At 67.6% G+C, this 15,701-nt stretch carries 13 protein-coding genes; 4 read left to right on the top strand and 9 right to left on the bottom strand.

Translation table 11 applies throughout. The annotated features are described in order from the left end of the window. The first annotated feature begins 51 nt into the window (after positions 1 to 51). Positions 52 to 1,485, top strand: a complete 1,434-nt coding sequence (locus tag F3H87_RS02355; RefSeq protein ID WP_188129135.1) for a LysR family transcriptional regulator — start codon at positions 52 to 54, stop codon at positions 1,483 to 1,485. Positions 1,486 to 1,656: 171 nt separating this feature from the next. Here F3H87_RS02355 and F3H87_RS02350 read toward each other — a convergent pair whose 3' ends face one another. Further along, positions 1,657 to 3,270 carry an MDR family MFS transporter gene (locus tag F3H87_RS02350; protein WP_149787120.1) on the bottom strand — a complete coding sequence of 538 codons (1,614 nt, stop codon included), beginning with the start codon at positions 3,268 to 3,270 and terminating at the stop codon, positions 1,657 to 1,659. A 33-nt stretch (positions 3,271 to 3,303) separates the two neighbouring features. On the opposite strand from F3H87_RS02350, the gene F3H87_RS02345 reads away from it, so the two are divergent. After that, positions 3,304 to 3,906: a MarR family winged helix-turn-helix transcriptional regulator gene (locus F3H87_RS02345; protein WP_223227943.1), complete on the top strand. Its 603-nt coding sequence runs from the start codon at positions 3,304 to 3,306 to the stop codon at positions 3,904 to 3,906. Between the two features lie 30 nt (positions 3,907 to 3,936). Here the strand turns inward: F3H87_RS02345 and F3H87_RS02340 are convergent, their stop codons facing one another. Together F3H87_RS02340 and F3H87_RS02335 are read right to left on the bottom strand one after the other, a co-directional pair. Further along, entirely contained in the window at positions 3,937 to 4,590 is a 654-nt protein-coding gene (locus F3H87_RS02340; protein ID WP_223227942.1) for a response regulator transcription factor, read from the bottom strand. Then, positions 4,590 to 6,812, bottom strand: a complete 2,223-nt coding sequence (locus F3H87_RS02335; protein WP_149786639.1) for a sensor histidine kinase — start codon at positions 6,810 to 6,812, stop codon at positions 4,590 to 4,592. The genes F3H87_RS02340 and F3H87_RS02335 overlap by 1 nt, the downstream gene beginning before the upstream one ends. 154 nt (positions 6,813 to 6,966) lie before the next feature. On the opposite strand from F3H87_RS02335, the gene F3H87_RS02330 reads away from it, so the two are divergent. Together F3H87_RS02330 and F3H87_RS02325 are read left to right on the top strand one after the other, a co-directional pair. Further along, entirely contained in the window at positions 6,967 to 7,644 is a 678-nt protein-coding gene (locus F3H87_RS02330) for a hypothetical protein (RefSeq protein WP_149786640.1), read from the top strand. Positions 7,645 to 7,715: 71 nt separating this feature from the next. Further along, positions 7,716 to 8,981, top strand: coding sequence for a surface lipoprotein assembly modifier (locus tag F3H87_RS02325; RefSeq protein WP_149786641.1), 1,266 nt, complete (start codon positions 7,716 to 7,718; stop codon positions 8,979 to 8,981). 27 nt (positions 8,982 to 9,008) lie between these two features. Here F3H87_RS02325 and F3H87_RS02320 read toward each other — a convergent pair whose 3' ends face one another. The 6 genes from F3H87_RS02320 to F3H87_RS02295 all read right to left on the bottom strand — a co-directional run bounded on the left by F3H87_RS02320 (position 9,009) and on the right by F3H87_RS02295 (position 15,682). Further along, complete coding sequence (locus F3H87_RS02320) at positions 9,009 to 9,917, bottom strand: glucokinase (protein WP_149786642.1); 909 nt, start codon at positions 9,915 to 9,917, stop codon at positions 9,009 to 9,011. 85 nt (positions 9,918 to 10,002) lie between these two features. After that, positions 10,003 to 10,956 carry an ABC transporter substrate-binding protein gene (locus F3H87_RS02315; protein WP_149786643.1) on the bottom strand — a complete coding sequence of 318 codons (954 nt, stop codon included), beginning with the start codon at positions 10,954 to 10,956 and terminating at the stop codon, positions 10,003 to 10,005. Between the two features lie 22 nt (positions 10,957 to 10,978). Further along, a complete protein-coding gene (locus F3H87_RS02310; protein ID WP_149786644.1) occupies positions 10,979 to 11,980 on the bottom strand; it encodes an ABC transporter permease in 1,002 nt (333 codons plus the stop codon). Beyond that, on the bottom strand, positions 11,977 to 13,488 hold the full coding sequence (locus F3H87_RS02305; protein WP_149787123.1) for a sugar ABC transporter ATP-binding protein: 1,512 nt from the start codon (positions 13,486 to 13,488) through the stop codon (positions 11,977 to 11,979). The genes F3H87_RS02310 and F3H87_RS02305 overlap by 4 nt, the downstream gene beginning before the upstream one ends. Beyond that, a complete protein-coding gene (locus tag F3H87_RS02300; RefSeq protein WP_149786645.1) occupies positions 13,473 to 14,630 on the bottom strand; it encodes a Gfo/Idh/MocA family protein in 1,158 nt (385 codons plus the stop codon). Before F3H87_RS02300 ends, F3H87_RS02305 begins: the two co-directional genes overlap by 16 nt. Further along, on the bottom strand, positions 14,627 to 15,682 hold the full coding sequence (locus F3H87_RS02295; protein ID WP_149786646.1) for a sugar phosphate isomerase/epimerase family protein: 1,056 nt from the start codon (positions 15,680 to 15,682) through the stop codon (positions 14,627 to 14,629). Before F3H87_RS02295 ends, F3H87_RS02300 begins: the two co-directional genes overlap by 4 nt. Positions 15,683 to 15,701: the final 19 nt, after the last annotated feature.

Here is a 15,701-nt window from a genome sequence, read left to right as displayed (position 1 = left end):
GGGTGCAATCGGAACAAATCTGGAATTCTTCTAAGTTCACACATGCGCAATATGACCACCTCGAAAGCCGATCGCCGGAACGACCGGGACGAAGCTGCAAGCGATATCATCGGCGATCTGGACCGGTTGAAGCTGCTTGTCGTCCTTGACGCGATCCTGGTCGAGGGCTCGCTGGCCCGGGCGGGGCAGAAGCTGGGCAAAAGCCCCTCGGTGATGAGCCGCCTGCACAGGCAGTTGCAGGAGTATTTCGGGCAGGAGCTGTTCGAGCGCACGGCGCAGGGGATCGTGCCCACCCCGTTTGCCGAGGCGATGCGCCCGAGGCTGCGCGCGCTGGTCGCCGAAACCAACGCGTTGCTGGTGCCGGACAGCGACATGCAGGCCCCTCCGGCAGCCATGCTGCCGCAGCACCCGCCCCTCGCGCTTGATGAGTGGACGGACCCGGGGACCGGCCCGGGCCCCAGGACGATCGCCTGGCGCCTGGCGGTGTCGGGTGCCGACACCGAACCGACCCGCCGTTTCGCCACCTATATCGCCGCCACCGGCAATACCCCGGGCCAGACCCGTCCGCTGAACGAGACCGAGGCCGAGGACGCGATGAGCCTGTTACTGTCCGGGCAGATTCCCGACATCCAGATCGGCGCCCTGCTGATCGCGCTGCAATCCCGTGGCGTCACCGACCAGGAGCTTGCGGGCTTCGTACGCGCGGCCCGGCGGCATGGCGGCCTGCCGCCTTTCGGCGGCGACCGCGTCGACCTGGACTGGCCCGTATACCTGTCGCCGCGCGTCCAGGGGGCGCCGCTGCTGATACATGCCGCAAGGCTGGTGGCGCGCGCGGGCTACCGGGTGCTGATGCACGGACCCGAGAACGAGATCGCGCATCGCGCCTTTCTCCATGCGGGCCTGCCGGTGGCCGAAAGCGTGCGGGATGCCTGCACCCCGGAAACGGCGCATGCGCCGGGTTTTCTGCCGACCGAGCGGTTTGCGCCGGATGTGCGTCAGTTGCACCGGCTCTACCCCCTTTTCATGATGCCGAACGTGGCGCAGGTTCTGTCGGCGATGCTCAACCCCGGAGGGGCGCGCACCACGCTGACGGGAATGCGCACGGCCAGGCGCCCCAGGCTGCAACGGGATGCGGCGGCGCGGCTGGGATGGGAGAGTTTCGCGGTATTGTCGGGCAACCGCGACATCGCCCAGGTCGTGCCGGGACGGTCGCAGGAGCTGATCCTGCTGCGCGATGGCGAGATGACGCAAACCTCGTTCACCTGTCCGCTGCCGCCGGGTGACGGCCAGCCGCCCGACGCCGCGGGCCTGTCGCGGCTTGAAACCTGGCAAGCCATCTGGGACGGGTCGCTTGCCGATCCCGTGTCCGAGGCGGCAATCATCGAAACGGCGGCAATCGCGCTTGATCTGCTGGCGGCACCCGGGACGCCCCTGCAGGTATCGCGCCAGCAGGCACAACGCCTGTGGGCGGATCGCCGGCGGTAGGCAAGCCAGTGATGGTTTTCGGAGAATGCCGCCCGGCCCCGGGAAACCGGCCGCCTTCAGACCGATGAAGCGCCGCTCGAAACGCCAGCGCAGGCCGTTTCAGCGGGAAAATCACTGCCTCGTTCACGAAGCAGGCGCATTCCGGCCCTGCCCGAACAGGAAACGAAAGCGTCAGCCAAACCCCTGATCCCGGGAACTGCCCGGCAATGGCGCCTCGCGCAGCCGCAAGGAGACCATGCAGGCGACAGCGGCCAGCCCGGACGCGATCCAGAACACCGGATGCAGGGCCATCGAGAAGTCCGAGATGACCTCGTGCTGGGCCTGCAGCGGCAGGTGGGCAACCATTTCGGCGCTGAACGACCCCATCCCGCTGCCGCTGTCGGCCGGCAGTTTCCCGGCCAGTTGCCGCGACAGGTTCGCGTTGAACAGCGCACCGAAGGCCGCGGTGCCGATGGAGCCGCCGATCAGCCGGAACATGTTGGCGCTGGCCGTGCCGACACCCAGCATATGCATGGGGATGTCGTTCTGGATGGCCGCCACCCCGATCGAGAATACCGGCCCCAGCCCAAGCCCCACCAGGACCATCGACAGCGCCACCTGCCAGAGCGAGGACCCGGCCGAAAGCGTCGTCAACGAGAGCATCGCAAGGCTCAGCAGCGCGGTTGAAAGGACGGGCATCCACTTGTATCGCCCGGTGCGGCTCATGATCCGGCCTGCCCCGGCGGACGAGGTGATCAGCCCGACCATCATCGGCGTCAGGAAAAGGCCCGAAACCGCCGGCGACACGCCCTGCACCACCTGCAGGTAGAGCGGCATGAAGGTGATCGTGCCGAACATCGCCACGCCGACCATGAAACCCACCGTATTGACGACCAGGAAGGTGTTGTTGGCAAAGAGGCTGAGCGGCAGCACCGGCTCGGATGCGCGCCGCTCGACCGCGATGAAGCCCGCAAGGGCCGCAAGGCCGAGCGCCGCCAACCCGAGCAGTTCTGCGCTGTTCCAGGGCAGCACCGAGCCGCCGAGGTTCGACACCAGCACCGCCACCGACAGGATCGTCGCCAGCAGGAAGGCACCGGCCACGTCGAGTTTCACCGCCTTCTCGCGTTTGACGTTCGGCAGCGCGACATGCAGCACAACCAGCGCCAGCAGGCCGATGGGAAAATTGGCGAAGAATATCCAGTGCCAACTCAGCGCCTCGACCAGAAAGCCGCCGATAAGCGGCCCGATCACCGTCGAAACGCCAAAAACCGCCCCCATCAGCCCCTGCGCCTGTCCCCGCTGGCGCGGCGGCAGCACGTCGGCGACCACCGCCATCGACACCACGATCAGCCCGCCGCCGCCAAGCCCCTGGATCGCACGCCCCGCGATCAGGACGCCCATCGACTGCGCCAGCCCCGCCAGTGTCGCCCCCGCAAGGAACACGAAGATGCCGATCTGAACCACCAGCTTGCGGCCGAAGAGATCGCCCAGCTTGCCCGCCACCGGCGCCCCGATGGTCGAAGCCAGCAGATAGGCGGTGATCACCCATGTCATGTGATCCATGCCGCCAAGGTCCGCGACCATGATCGGCATGGCCGTGGTGACGATCGTCTGACCGAGCGAAGCGAACAGCAGCGTCACCGCAACTGCGGCAAGCGCGATACGGGTCTGAGAAGAATTTGTCCCGGCCTCGGGCGGGTTTTGCCTTATCGTGGTGGTCATGTCACATCTCTGGCGGTTGCAGGCATTGCTGCCCTGCCGGCGGCAGTAGCCGTTGTTCCTTGCATATATGTGACTACAGCACATATATGTCAACAGCATGTATTTTGGAGGCAAACCGTGCCCGACCACGACGAGGATCTGAAACGCGAATTGGCCCAGGCCGGTATCGGCGAGGATCTGAGCCGTTCGGCCCTGGAACTGGATGCGATCATGCAGCACTGGCGGCGCAAGGTGGTCAAACGCGAGCTGGGCCAGCGCGCGCTTGCCGATCTTGGCCTGGACCTGGACCTGCCGCTTCTGGACGTGCTGACGGTGATATGGACACCGGCCAACGAGTTCGGCGATGTGCCTGACGGCGAAACCATGGTCTCGACGGTTGCCACGCGGCTCGGGATCGACCCGTCGCGGTCCAGCCGGCTGACCTCGGAGCTGATCCGCCTCGGCCTTGTCCGCCGCGCGGTCAGCCAGGAAGACGCCCGCCGCGCCGTGCTGGAACTGACCGACGAGGGAAACCGCGTCATCCGGGCGGTCCGGCATTACAAGTTCCTGATCCTTGGCAGCTTTCTGAAGGACTGGAGCGATGAGGAGCTTGAGGTCTTCATCCCGCTGCTGGAGCGTTTCTCCGAATGGTCGGAAGCCTCGGAAGACCCCACAGGCCGGATAGCGGCCGAAATATCGCGGCTGCGCGAGAGTTTGACAGACCCGGAAACCGGGGAATAAGGCACCGGGACGGGCGCGCGCCGGGTGCAGCTATCGCCCGGCCGGCCCTTTTTCGCTGCGGTTCAGCCCCATGCGCGTGGCGTGCCACGAGGCCTCGGCCCGCGACGAGATGCCGTGCTTGCGGTAGACCGATTTGATATAGCTGGCAACGGTGCTGTTCGCCAGGCCAAGCTCGCGGCCGACCTCGGTGTTGCGCAGCCCGCGCGCGATCAGCGCCAGCACCTCGGTTTCGCGTCCCGTCAGGTCATGCGGCGCGGCCGCGCTGGGGCCGGTCAGGCTGAAATGGTCCATGATGCGCCGGGCGATCGAGGGCGACAGCGCGGGCAGCCCCATGTGGATCTGACGCAGTTGGTGGGCCAGAAGATGCGCCGGGTTTTCCTTGAGCAGGTAACCCTGTGCACCGGCGGACAGCGCGCCGACAACGCTGGCATCGTCGCCCATCACCGTCGTCACGACGCAGATCGTCGGGGTTTCGGCGTCGCGGATCTGCCACAGCAGGTCGAGCCCGGACCCGTCCGGCAACCCAAGGTCGATCAGCGCCAGATCATGACCGCGCTCGAGCAGGCCACGCGCCCGCCGCAACGTGTCGACGGTATCAATTTCGGCAGCGGGAAAGACCCCGGCGACGATCTCTTCGAGCCAGCGGCGGGTCTCGGCGATATCCTCGACGATCAGAACCCGCATCAGCCCGCGGCCCGCACTCTTGGCGCGTCGCCGGTGGCGCCGTTGCCCAGGGGCAATCCGGCCTCGATCCGGGTGCCGCCCGGATCGGTCGCAACACGCAGCGTGCCGCCGCACCCCTCGATACGGAATCGCAGGTTCGCAAGTCCGGTGCCGGCCCCCTGACCCGCGCCCCGGTGACCCGCGCCGTCATCCGCGATACGTATCTCCAGCCGCGGGCCCGGCGCGCGGACGATGTCGATCGCGACGTTCCGGGCACCGGAATGGCGCAGGATATTCCCGACGCTTTCGCGCAGCAGCGCGCGCAACGTCTGCACCAGCTGCGGCGTGAGTTCGGTGCCAGCCGCCCCCGCTGCGGGCGCCCCCCGGTCACGCCAGTCAAGCTCCAGCCCCGCCGCCTCGAGGTGATCGCCGATCTCGCTCCGCATATCCCCCAGAAGCTGCGCCAGGTCCATGCGGTCCTGCGCCGGGCTCGAAACGATCTGGCGCAGGTCCGACAGGGTCTGGCGGATCAGCATGTCCTTGCGCTCGGCGTCGCGGGAATGGAGCGCGCCAAGAAGCTGCACGCCGATATTGTCGTGCATGTCCCGATTGATGCGCTGCCGCTCGGTATCGACCGCCGCGTCATGGGCGCGCTGGCGGGCGATCGCACGGTCGAGCATTTCGGCCACGCTGCGGGCCAGCCGCTCGTCGCGGCGACTGAACAGCCCCCGCCCCTGCCGCGCCCAATGCAGCCGGATGCCCGGCAATCCGTGCGGCAGGGGTATGTCGAGGATTTCACCCCCCTGCACCAGGCGGGCCGGGCCGCAAACGGGCGGGCCCTGTTCGATGCTCAGCGGGTTGAACAGCCGTTGCAGCAATGCAGTCAGCGCGGTGCCCCGGCCCGCCCCGTCCGAGGCCAGCGTCACGTCCCCGATCAGCGCGAAAAGCTCTTCCTTCGACAGGCTGGGATCGTTGCGCAGCCAGCCCGCGACCACGTCGCGCAGCGGCAGGTAGACCAGCCCCACCAACACCAGCGCAAGACCCAGCGCCGGGGCACGGTCGAGCGCCAGCACGAAGATCAGTGTCGCATCAAGCACCAGAAGCAGCACGACACCGCCGAGATAGAAAAGGATGCGGAAAGACCAGTCGGCGAGCTCGAACAGCCGGTAACGCGCGATCCCCATGGCAAGCCCGGCAAAGATCACGAGGAAGAACAGAAAGGCGTGACCCTGCGAAAGGCTGGGCGGCGCGCCCATCAGCAGCGGCAGCGTGACGGTCAGGCCGAAACCGCCTGCGCCCAGCAGCACGGACAGGCCGAACCACCCCAGCATGGCGCGGGTGGTCGGGTTGCGGCGTGCCTTGACCGCCTGCACCAGCACCACGCCGAGCAGCACCAGCATGGCCAGCACAACGGGCATCTGCCGGTTCTGCAACAGGTCCGGCCCGTCGAGAAACACGGCAAGGACAAAGCCCGACAGCACCGCCGCGACGGTCCAGAGCACCCGGGGGCCTGCGATCCGGGCCGGGTAGATCAGGAACAGGTTGATCATGCCGATCCCGAAGACCAGCGTCCCGAGAAAGTTGAGCTTCGACGCAAGGGTGAAGAGGTCGCGCCCGAGCGCCAGTTCGCGCGTGCTGTAAAGGGCGGCGGCATAGGCCGAGATCATCAGCCCCGCCCCCGCCAGCACGAAGAACTGCACCGCCCGGTCGCCGCGCCGAAGCGCCATGACCCAACCGCTCAGCACCATGCCGATCAGCCCGACACCGATCTGAAGCCAGAATACCCCCGGCAGGTCCGTCAGCGGCCGCCGCGACAGCGGGGTCAGCGTCGGCTCCGACGGCTCCGCCGCCGATGGCGCCCGGATCGTCAGCACGACCGATCCGCCTTTCAGGACCTCGTGGATAGCGCCCTGGCGCCGGAAAAAGCCGCGTATGGCCTCGGGGCCAAGGGCATCGGGCTCCTCGATCACATCCACGGCAGAAAGTGTCAGGGCGGTCTGCGCCGGCGCGCGCCCGGCACGCAACGCGATCAGCTCCGACCCCGGCGGGATGCGCCCGGCGGCAGCGCCTGCGGGATCGACCTCTGCCACCGTCACACCGCCCTCGGGGTCAGGCGCCAGGCCGAGGCCCAGCCATGGCTGGGCCAATGCCACCCACAGCACCAGCCCCGCGGCCGCGAGCCCGAGAAACAGCACCGACAGAACGGCAAGAACGGGTGAAACGGGAGAATAAGCCGGCTTCATGGCAATCCCTGGGATACGTAATGAATCTAAACGCTTAAATGGCGTGTCACGGTAGAAGAAGTTTTACGGCCTGCATACCCCCGAACAGGGGGGAGACAGCGCAATTTCTGGACACCATAGGAAAGGACGGAAGCATTTCAGAAGGAATAAACAGATGCGGATATTTACACTTGGGCGGGTCGCCGCGGCACTCGCACTCGGAACCATGCTTGGGGGCTGCTTTGGCGGCGGAAGCGGAACCGGAGGCGGCGGCGGCGGCGGGGGTGGCGGCGGACCGAGTTTCCAGGAAAACTATGACCGGGTCACCGGCATGGCGCCGACATCGAACATGCCGACCACGCTCAAGGCAACCTATGCCGGCCAGCTTCGCGCCGACGTGACCGACGCCAGCAGTGTCGTGGCCCAGGTCGAGGCGGACCTGAACCTCGATGTCGACTGGACCGACGGGCAGACGGCCAATCCCTTCTCGGGGACCGCCTCGAACTTTACCGGCACGCTGGTCAGCGGCGAAACCGGCGCCATCGACGGGACGCTGACCGTGGACGACAGCTATGGCGGCGCGATTTCCCGGACCGTCAACCCGGCAATGACCGTGGGCGGCGTCAACGTGCCCGAAACCCAGGTCGGCGCGCTGTCCGTTACGCTGACCGGCGACCTGAGCCAGGGCGGCACCTCGGCCGACACCCTGATCACCCTTGGCGGTGCGTTCTTCGGTGACGGCGGAAAGGCCGCGGCCGGTCCGGTCGTCGGCGGCTACAACCTGGAGGGATCGTCCAACCCCGCCGTCTTCGACGGGGCGATCGCCGGCGAGTATTACGTCGAAGCCCAGTGATGTTGCGGATCGGAGGGAGAGGAGGGCTCCTCCGTCTCGCCCTCGGGATCGTTCTGGCCAATGCATTTCTTGTGTCCCTGCCGCGTGCGGCGGGGGCACAGGCGCCGGATCTCATTTCGCGCGCCGAGGCGCAGGTCAATGCCGGGAACTACGGCGCGGCCATCGCGGCGCTCGAAGCGACGGGGCCGTTACCGGACCGGGGCGCGGAACAGCGCCGGCTGTGGGCGCTGGCGATGGCACATGCCTATGCCGGCAGGCCCCGCGCGGCGCTGCCCTTTCTGGAAAAACTGGTGTCGCTGGCCCCGGGCAACGCCAGCTACCGGCTGGAACTGGCGGCCGCGCTGGACAAGGCGGGGCAAACGGACCGCGCGCGCTATCACTATGACCTGACCCGGGGCGGCCGGCTGCCGGCATCGCTGGCGCAGGAGGTCGACCGGCGCATAGATCGCATCGACCGCGCCCGAATCTGGGAGGGCCGTTTCCACCTGGCCTTTGCCCCCGAAAGCAATGCCGCACGGCGCACCGCGGCCGAAACCATCGTCATCGGCGACCTCCCCTTCCGCCTGCATCCCAGTTCGCGCGAGCAACCGGCGAAGGGTATCGAAATCGGTCTTGGTCTTGCGGCGTTGCCCCGGCTTGGCGACGACCTGCGCCTGCGGCTTGGCGGCAGCCTGGACGCGCGGCTTTACGATGGCGGGGCCCCGGACGACATCCAGGCCCGCACCGAGCTGGGGCTGCTGCATTTCGGCGATCGCAACCGGCGCCTGGGGGGCGGCCTGACCTTCGGTCATCGCCGGATCGCGTCCGAGCCCTATTCCACCTCGCGCGGGGTCTACCTGACCTGGGGGCAGGCCCTGGATGCCAAGGCCCTTACGAACCTCACGGTCACGCTGATCCGCGAGCAGACGGAATATGCCCGCCGTGCCGTGCCCGAGGAAACCCGCAGCCTGCTTGCGGCCTCGCTGAGCCGCATCGTCGCCCCGCGCCTGCAACTGTCGCTCGGTCTCTTGCTGGACCGGACCGACAGCGCCGTCGCCTCGCAGGCCGGAACCGGGCGCGCGGTCACGATGACGGCACGCTATGCATTCAGGGGCGGGCTTCTGGCCGATCTTTCGGTGACGGTCGGGGATCAGGACCGCGACGGACCCGACAGCCTGCTGGGCATCGTGCGCTCGGACCGGCGGCAAAGCGTCGAACTGCGGCTGACCCATCGTGACTGGGCGGTGGGCGGCTTTGCCCCGGTGCTGGAACTGGGGATCGAGCGGCAACGCTCGACCAACACGCTTTACAGCTATGACAACAAGCGTGCCCTGATCGGGGTGACGCGGCGGTTCTGAACAGGCGTCACGGATCGCCGGCCGTGGTCAGGGCAGCGCGGCACACCCCCTGAGCGCGGCCCTGTCGTCCAGGATCAGCCGGACGCCCGCCATGTCGGGCAGAGGCACCCCGGTGGGGGCCGAATAGACCTCGGCAAAGCGCGCGGCCGAGGGGCCCGACAACACCGCACGGGCGACACTGCCCGCAAAGTAAAGCCCGGCCTCCGGCATGAAGGCCATGAGCAGATCGCGGGCAAGGTGGCCGACAAGGCGCGCGTAGAAATCGGCGAATTCCACCGCGTCGGGGCCTTTTGCGGAAAGCAGGGTTTCGGGTGTCCCCCCGGAACGGCCCGTCATGGCCGCGAATATCGCCGACACCCCGGCCCCGGAAAAGCACTCCTCGACCGTTGCGAAGGCGTCGGTGGCGGCACCGATCCTTGCCCTCAGTTCGCGCCCGACCGACCCCGGCAGGGAGACATGGCCGAATTCCGCCCTCATGCACCGTGCGGCGCCCCCGGCCAGCATCACGGAACAGACGTTGAAGCCCGTTCCGATCCCGGCGACCAGCGCCTGCCCGTCGCTTGCCGCGCGCCCCGCCCCCGGCGTGACCGGGCCGAAGCCGTCGGCCGGCAACGCCGGCAGGGCATGGCCAAGCGCGGTCAGGTCGTTGAGCAGGGTCACCCCGGCGCCGCCGAACCGGCGGGACAGATCAGCCGCGTCGAAGGACCAGTCGTGGTTCGTAAGCCGCGCGCGCCCTGCCCCCACCGGCCCTGCCACCGCGATGACCATGCTGTCCGGCGCCGCCGCGCCGGTCCCTGACAGGTAATGCGCCGCGAGATCGGCAAAGCCCCGGTGCTCCGTGTTGCGAAAGCTTTGTGACGTGCCCGGCAGCAGACACCCGTCTTGCGCCAGCGCCAGCCGGGCGTTGGTGCCGCCGATATCCGCAACCAGTCTCATGCCGTCACTGTCCTCTGCCGGGAACAAGGATGGCCCGGACCGTGTGGTCCGGGCCTCTCCGGTTCATATATTGCGGAACTTCCGATCAGAACGGGCTGTCCGGGAAATAATACTGCTCCGCGTTCTCCGGCGTGATGCGCTGGCTGCCGATGATGAAGCGCCCGGCAACCGGCGTGGCAGACACCAGGCCCAGCGCCGTCAACTCGATCGCAGTGGCGATCTGCGCCGGCGGATAGGTCACGTTCACCGGCAGCATCGGATCGCCGTCCATCATGCGCTGGATGATCTCCTTCATGCCGGCGCCGCCGACGACCCACATGTCGCCGGAGCGACCCGCCTGGTCGATGGCTTCGAGAACGCCGACCGCCATGTCGTCATCCGCCGCCCAGACGGCGTCGATGTCGTCGTACTTGGACAGGAAATCCTGCATCACGTTGAAGGCATCGTCGCGGTTCCAGTTGCCGTGCTGCATGTCGAGCACGTTGATGCCCGACCCCTCGATCGCCGCGTTGAAGGCATCGACCCGCTCGTTATCGAGCGTCGTGGGAATGCCGCGCAGGACGACGATGTTGTCACCCTCGCCCAGCGTTTCGGCGAAATATTCGCCCGCCACGCGGCCGAATCCGGTGTTGTCGCCCGCGACGTACAGATCCTCGATCCCTTCGACCGACAGGCCGCGGTCGACGACCGTCACCCAGACCCCCTGTTCCTTGACCGCCTGCACCGGCGAGGTCAGCGGCTCGGATTCGAAGGGCAGCACGACAAGCGCGTCGATGTCGCGCGTGGCGACCATGTCCTCGATGTCATTGACCATCTTGGCCGCGTCGCCCGCCGTGGCCAGCACGAATTCGAGCTGCGGATAGGTGGCCTCGAGCCGTTCGATGGCGGCGCGCGCGTGGTAGTTCAGCCCGCCCATGAAGCCATGCGTGGCGGAGGGGATCGCCACACCGATGGTGTAGCTTTCGTCCTGCGCCGCGACGGGCCCGGCGGCCAGTGCGAGGCCAAGCGCGGCCCCCTTGAAGATATCTCTGCGTTTCATGGTTTCCTCCCAGTTTTGCCGCTCAATCGGCGGACTTCCCTTCCCGTTGCAGAACCACGGCAAGGATGACGATGACGCCCTGGATCGCCCCGTTGAGATACGGGCTGACGATCGAGGCGAGGTTCAGGATGTTGTCGATCAGGCTCAGGATCAGAACGCCGACCACGGTGCCCCAGACCCGGCCGAAACCGCCCTTGAGGACGGTGCCGCCGATGATGACCGCCGCGATGGCCTCAAGTTCCCACAGCACCCCGGTCGAGCCCGAGGCCGAGCCGAGGCGCGGCACGTACATGATCGTCGCGACCCCCACGAGCATACCGAGCAGCACGTAGGTCGCCATGCGCACGCGATCGACCTTCACGGCCGAATACTTCGCCACCTGCTCGTTCGCGCCGAGGGCCGCGCAGTGGCGGCCGAAAGGCGTCTTGCGCATCGCCAGCTCGCCCAGGATCGCCACGAGGGCGAAGACGATGATCGGCCAGGCGATACCGAAAAGCCCGTCATAGTAGACCGGGCGGTAAAAGCTGCGCGCGTCGAAGTTCAGCGACAGCGTGCCGCCATCCGCCAGCCAGGTGGTGAGCGACCGGTAGATCCCCATGGACCCGAGCGTAACGATGAAGGCCTCGATCCCGACCTTGGATATGAGAAAGCCGTTTATCAGCCCCGCAGAAAACCCCGTGACCAGCGCCACGGCCATCCCCGCCATGACCAGCGACACACCGACGCCAAGCGTGGGGATCATGGCGTTCATCGCCATGATCATCACCCCCGCCACGAAGGCGGCCATCGACCCCACCGACAGGTCGATCCCGCCCGCCGTGATGACGAAGGTCATCCCGACCGCGATGATCCCGATGAAGGCCGAGCGCGCCAGCACGTTGGTGACATTGCCGTAGCTCAGGAAGTTGGAGTTCAGCGACGCCCCCAGGATGACCAGCGCGATCAGCGCCAGCACCGGCCCGAGGACGTGGAGCGATATGCGGCGGCCTTTGCGGTGCCCGGTCGTGGCTGTGGTGTCGGTCATGCGTCTGCTCCTGCCATTTCGCCCACGCCCATGGCGCGGCGCAGGATGGCGTCCTCGGTGATCTGCGCCCCCGTCAATTCGCCCGCGATGTGCCCCCGGCCCATCACGACGACCCGTGCGGACAGCCCGATGATCTCGGGCAGCTCGGACGAGACGACGATGACGCTCTTGCCCTCGGCCGCGAGGGCCGCGATGAATTCATAGATCTGCTGCTTGGTGCCAATGTCGATCCCGCGCGTCGGCTCGTCGATGATGACGATCCGGGGTTCGGCCAGCATGGTCTTGGCCAGAAGCAGCTTTTGCTGGTTGCCGCCCGACAGGCTGCCCGCCGGCATCCGGCGATCCTTCGCCCGGATGTCGAATTCCCTGATCGCCCCGGTCAGCGCCCGGTCCTCGGCCCGCTTGTCGATGGCAATCCGCCCGAACCGGTCGAGCGCGAGCAGCGTCAGGTTCTCGGTCAGGTTCTTGCCCAGCAACAGCCCCTTTTCCTTGCGATCCTCGGTCAGATAGACCAGCCCCGCCTGGCGCGCGGACAACACCGAGCCCGGCCTGATCGGCACGCCGTTGACCCTGACGGTGCCCGTCGCCGGACGCAGGCCGACGATCCCTTCCATCAGCTCGGTCCGCCCCGCCCCGACAAGACCGGCAAAGCCCAGCACCTCGCCCCGGCGCAGCTTGAACGACGCGTCGCGGACATGGCCCGGCACCGTCAGCCCCTCGACCTCGAGCACCACCTCGTCACCGGGGACCGGCCTGGCCGGGAAAAGGCCGGACAGTTCGCGCCCGACCATGGCCTCGGCCATCGCGTGTTCGGTAAACCCCTCGGCTGCGCGGGTCACGATATGGGCCCCGTCGCGCAGGACCGTCACGCGATCCGCGATCCGCGCCACCTCGTCCAGCTTGTGCGAGGTATAGAGGATCGCAGCCCCCTGCGCTTTCAGCCGCTCGATCTGTTTCAGCAGCACATCCGTTTCGCGCCCGGTCAGCACGGCCGTCGGTTCGTCCATGATCAACACCCGCGCGTTGCGGCCGAGCGCGCGGGCGATCTCGACCATCTGCCGGTTGGGAACGGAAAGGTCCCGAACCCGGGTGCCGGGATCGACGTGGCAGTCGAGCCGGCGCAACAGCTTGCGCGCCTCGTCCTGCATCGCCCGGCGATCGAGGAACGGACCGCGCCGTTTCTCGCGCCCGAGAAAGATGTTCTCTTCGACCGTCAGCTGGAGCGCGAGGTTGAATTCCTGGTGGATCATGAGAATGCCGGCATCCTCGGCCGCGCGCTGATCCGGGAAGGTTACCGGCTCGCCGTCGAGCAGGACCGTGCCGCCGGAGGGCGCGAGATAGCCGCCGAGGATCTTCATCATCGTCGACTTGCCGGCGCCGTTCTCGCCGATCAGCGCGTGAACCTCGCCGGGCACGAGCGAGAAATCGACCCCGTGCAACACCTCGATCGGGCCGAAACTGCGGGTCACGCCCCTGGTTTCGAGAACCGCGCTCACAGGCTCACCCAGGCGGCATTGCGGCGCGACGAGCGCACGCAGGCCTCGACGAAGGCGACGCCTTCGACGCCCTCGGCGATGCCGGGGAAATGCACCCCAGGCGGGAGCGGTGCGCCGGTGCGGGCGGCCCGGATGGCGGCGGCGGCCTCTGCATAGATGTTCGCAAAGGCTTCGAGGAACCCCTCGGGGTGACCGGCGGGAATGCGGGTCAGCCTGAGAGAGGCCGGATCGCTCGCCACAGAGCCGCGCGTGACGATCGTCGTGACCCCGCCAAGCGGCGTGACGCGCAGCTTTTCCGGCGTGTCGTGGGACCATTCCAGCCCGGCCTTTTCGCCGAAAACCCGGATTTTCAGGGTGTTTTCCGACCCCGACGCCACCTGGCTGCACCAGAGCATACCCCGCGCGCCGCCTTCGAAACGCAGCATCACATGCGCATTGTCGTCCAGTTCGCGCCCCGGAACGAAGCTCTGGAGGTCCGCCGCAAGCGCCTCGGGCACCAGCCCCGTCACATAGCGCATCAGGTTCCAGGCATGGGTGCCGATATCGCCGGTCGATCCCCCTGCCCCGCTCTGCGCCGGGTCCGTGCGCCAGGCGGCCTGCTTGTTCGACGGGTCCGGCACCTCGCCCAGCCAGTCCTGCGGATACTCGACCTGCACCAGCCGGATCGGGCCGAGATCGCCGCGCGCGACCCGCGCCCGTGCCTCGCGCACCATCGGATAGCCCGTGTAATTATGGGTCAGCACGAACAGCGCGTCCGAGCCGGCCGCCGCCTTTTCCAGCTTTCGCGCATCCCGCATCGTACCGGTCAGCGGCTTGTCGCAGATGACGTGGATTCCACGCTTGAGAAACTCGCGCGCCACCGGAAGGTGCATGTGGTTCGGCACCACGACCGAGACCGCCTCGATCCCGTCCTTCAGCCGCGCCTCGCGCCTGGCCATCTCGGTGAAATCGGAATAGGTCCGGCCCTCTGCCAGCCCCAGATCGGCCGCCGAGGCGCGCGCCTTGTCCGGCGTCGAGGACAGCGCGCCGGCGACAAGCCGGAAATGCCCGTCAAGCCGGGCCGCCACGCGGTGCACCGAGCCGATCATGGCCCCCTGCCCTCCTCCGACCATGCCCAGCCGGATCGGGCCCGTCCTGTCGGCAAACCGCGTCATGTCAGCCCCAGCATCTTGCGGTTGGCCGCGTCATCCGCACCGCCGGCTGCGAAATCGTCAAAGGCATGGGGGGTCACCCGGATGATATGATCCCGGACGAAGGCCGCGCCCTCGCGTGCGCCGTCCTCGGGGTGTTTCAGCGCGCATTCCCACTCCACGACGGCCCAGCCGTCGAAATCCATCGCGGCAAGTTTTGCAAAGATCGCCTTGAAATCGACCTGCCCATCCCCCGGCGACCGGAAGCGCCCGGCGCGATCCAGCCACGACTGGTAGCCGCCGTAGACGCCCTGGCGCCCGGTCGGATTGAACTCGGCATCCTTGACGTGGAACGCACCGATCCGCTCGGCGTAGATATCGAGATGGGCGATATAGTCGAGGCATTGCAGCACGTAATGGCTCGGGTCATATAGCATCATCGCACGCGGGTGATTGCCGACCCGCTCCAGGAACATCTCGAAGCTGGCGCCGTCATGCAGGTCCTCGCCGGGGTGGATCTCGTAGCAGAGGTTCACGCCGTGATCCCCGGCATAGTCGAGCAGCGGGCGCCAGCGCGCGGCCAGTTCGTCGAATGCGGCCTCGATCAGGCCCGCAGGGCGTTGCGGCCAGGGATAGACATAGGGCCAGGCCAGCGCCCCCGAAAAGGTCGGCAGCGCCGTCAGCCCGAGATTGGCAGAGGCGCGGATCGCCTTGCGCACCTGCTCGACCGCCCATTCCTGCCGCGCCGCCGGATTGCCGCGAACCGCCTCGGCGGCGAACCCGTCGAAGGCGGCGTCATAGGCCGGGTGCACGGCGACGAGCTGGCCCTGCAGGTGACAGGAAAGTTCGGTGACGGCGATGCCATTGTCCCGGGCCTGCCCGGCCCAGTCCTCGCAATACCCCTTGCTGCCGGCGGCGGCGTCGAGGTCGAACAACCGGGCATCCCAGCTTGGAACCTGGACGCCGTCATAGCCGCATCCGGCGGCCCAGCCAGTGATGCCCTTCCAGCTGTCGAACGGAGCGTCGTCGCCCGCGAACTGCGCCAGAAACAGCGCAGGTCCCCTGATCGTCTTCACGGCAGCCTCCCATCGCGCG

Origin of the sequence: Lutimaribacter pacificus (genome assembly GCF_900142185.1) — a bacterium.
GTDB classification, from domain to species: Bacteria; Pseudomonadota; Alphaproteobacteria; order Rhodobacterales; family Rhodobacteraceae; genus Lutimaribacter; species Lutimaribacter pacificus.
The sequence above is the reverse complement of the archived record's forward strand: the minus strand, read 5'-3'. Positions and strand labels throughout refer to the sequence as shown.